A 2,205-nucleotide genomic window follows, 5' to 3' on the forward strand; every position below is an offset into this window, starting at 1 on the left:
ATGCTGGCCTCCCTCGCCAGCATGCAGCTTGAATCTGACTCGCGCCGTTTTGGGAATCCCCACCCGATTCATTCCGGTCGGAAAATGCTCTAGCGGTGTTCCGATCGAGCTTTGAACGATCAGTTCCTGTCGATCCCGCTCCGGACTCTCTGGCAGCTTCCTTAGTGACTCGAGCGATAGTCAGGGCGATCAAAGAGGTCGAAGCACCTGACCGACTTGAGGTACGGGTTGGCATAGCTACGGGGCTCGTAGTTGTTGGAGACTTGGTTGGCGAGAATGAGTCTCAGGAGATACCGGCCTCCAACACCGCCTTCGTCAACTCCTCGACAAATAGAGGCACGCCGTCGGTACGCTCGACTATCTCACCGACCATTTCGGGAGGCATCCGGTCTCCAGCGATTCCCTCAATCAGCGCGGCGCCGTCGCGCCGACCGAGCCGACCCAAAGCCATGACCGTGACATGAGACTCGCCGACCCATGGCGGATTGAACTCAGGCCGGAATGTTATAAGAAGCAGCACCGGCACCTTCCGGATTAACTCGACATTGCGGTCGAGTAAGTCGAGACTCGTCGGATCAGCCCAATGTACGTCTTCGAAAATCTGCAGGACGGGTTGGTGTTGGGCGAGACCTTCGAGTTGTCGCATGAGCGCATCAATCGTCCGCTGTCGCCGCTGCTGTGGGCTGAGCGGGAGCGCGGGGTATCGTCCTACGTCAGGCAGCGATAGCAGGTCCGCGATAAGCCGATAATCGTCTGGTCGAGCCGATCCTTGCGAAAGCAGAGCACCGAGCTTGTTGACCTTGGCATGCGCATCGTCATCGCGCTGCAAGCGGGCAGCTCGCTCGAGCTGGCTAATAATGGGATGAAAGGCGCTGTCCGTGTGGTGAGGTGAACAAAAGAAACGTAAGCGGGTGTGCGGTTCCCGGCCAATCCGCTCGACAATCGTCGCAGCGAGACGCGACTTGCCGATTCCTGGCTCGCCGGAAATCAGAACTACTTGGCCGTCACTGGCTTTCGCCTTGGCCCAACGGCGCAGCAGCAGCTCGATCTCCTCGTCACGGCCAACGAGCGGCGCGAGGCCCGTCGCGTGAAGCGCCTCGAAGCGACTCTCGACTGCGCTCGTTCCGGTGACCTCATAGGCACGAACTGGCTCCGAAAATCCCTTGAGCGGTACGTCTCCAAGATCGCGGTAGTCGAACAATTTACCGACCAGAAGGTGCGTACTTGGCTCGATGACGACAGCGCCGGGTTCCGCCAGGGCCTGCAATCGCGCTGCCAGATTGGGTGTTTCTCCGACAATTCCACGCTCGATGGACCCGCCGCGGCGAGCGCATTATCGATGGTTCCGTCGCGTAGCGTGCCCGCTAGCTAGTCTGCATGCCTCGCTAAGTCGGGACTGCACTACAATTGGCATCGCCATTATGACCCGACGATTGGAAGATATGCGCAAGCCGATCCGCTTGGATTTGTTGATGGGGCAAGTCTATATGATTCTCGCGACTTGACCACTGTGAGGTAGCTCGTTTCCCATGTCGACACCGGCGATGATTGGAGTTGGAGCAGCAGTGGTGGTGGGCGCATGTATTTTGGTCCCTCAAGTCTGTTTGCCTGCACTAATCTTGGGCGGAGCAGGAGCAGCGGTAACGCAATGATGAAAATTGTCGATCGCGATGGCGCTGAGATACTTACTTACTGCCCGAGATCAGGAAGTGATTTGGACCCAGTAGAGTTGCCGGGTGCGAATCTCGCGAGGGCCGATTTGGAAGGCAAGGAACTCAGTGATGCGAATTTCGAAGGTGCGAGCCTAAGGGACGCCGATCTCTATTGGGCAATTCTGTTTCGAGCAAATCTGACCGGCGCCGATCTTTCGACGGCCGTGCTTTGTGGAGCTGACTTAAAGGAAGCTGATTTGCGAAGAGCGAAGCTGACGGGAGCCGACCTTGGTCCGAGCAATCTTGGCGATTCAACGCAGCTTCAAGGAGCAGATTTACGGGATTCAGATTTGACTGAAGCCACGCCGACAGGAGCTCAGTACGACAATCGTACACGGTTTCCTGATGACTTCGATCCCGAAGCAGCAGGAATGATACTTGTCCAGAGAGCTATAGCCGAAAGTTGGTGACGGCGGGAATCGGGAAGGCGGCATATCGTGGGGGTGCTTGACGCCTCCACTTCTCCACCGAAGGAGCGATATGCCGTGTCCAA

The 2,205-nt window shown here is 57.4% G+C and carries 3 protein-coding genes; 2 read left to right on the forward strand and 1 reads right to left on the reverse strand.

Features of this window, described 5'->3' with window-relative positions; all coding sequences use genetic code 11:
* Positions 1-283: 283 nt before the first annotated feature.
* Positions 284-1,267, reverse strand: coding sequence for an AAA family ATPase (locus K359_RS56590; protein ID WP_029085222.1), 984 nt, complete (start codon positions 1,265-1,267; stop codon positions 284-286).
* Between the two features lie 129 nt (positions 1,268-1,396).
* On the opposite strand from K359_RS56590, the gene K359_RS66675 reads away from it, so the two are divergent.
* Both K359_RS66675 and K359_RS60770 read left to right on the forward strand, forming a co-directional pair.
* Positions 1,397-1,519: an RHS repeat-associated core domain-containing protein gene (locus K359_RS66675; RefSeq protein ID WP_084518869.1), complete on the forward strand. Its 123-nt coding sequence runs from the start codon at positions 1,397-1,399 to the stop codon at positions 1,517-1,519.
* 129 nt (positions 1,520-1,648) lie between these two features.
* The gene (locus K359_RS60770; protein WP_245284962.1) at positions 1,649-2,122 is read left to right on the forward strand and encodes a pentapeptide repeat-containing protein; all 474 of its coding nucleotides are present in this window, start codon (positions 1,649-1,651) and stop codon (positions 2,120-2,122) included.
* The last annotated feature ends 83 nt before the right edge of the window (positions 2,123-2,205 follow it).

Source organism: Bradyrhizobium sp. th-b2 (genome assembly GCF_000426785.1).
In the GTDB taxonomy this organism is placed as follows: Bacteria; Pseudomonadota; Alphaproteobacteria; order Rhizobiales; family Xanthobacteraceae; genus Bradyrhizobium; species Bradyrhizobium septentrionale.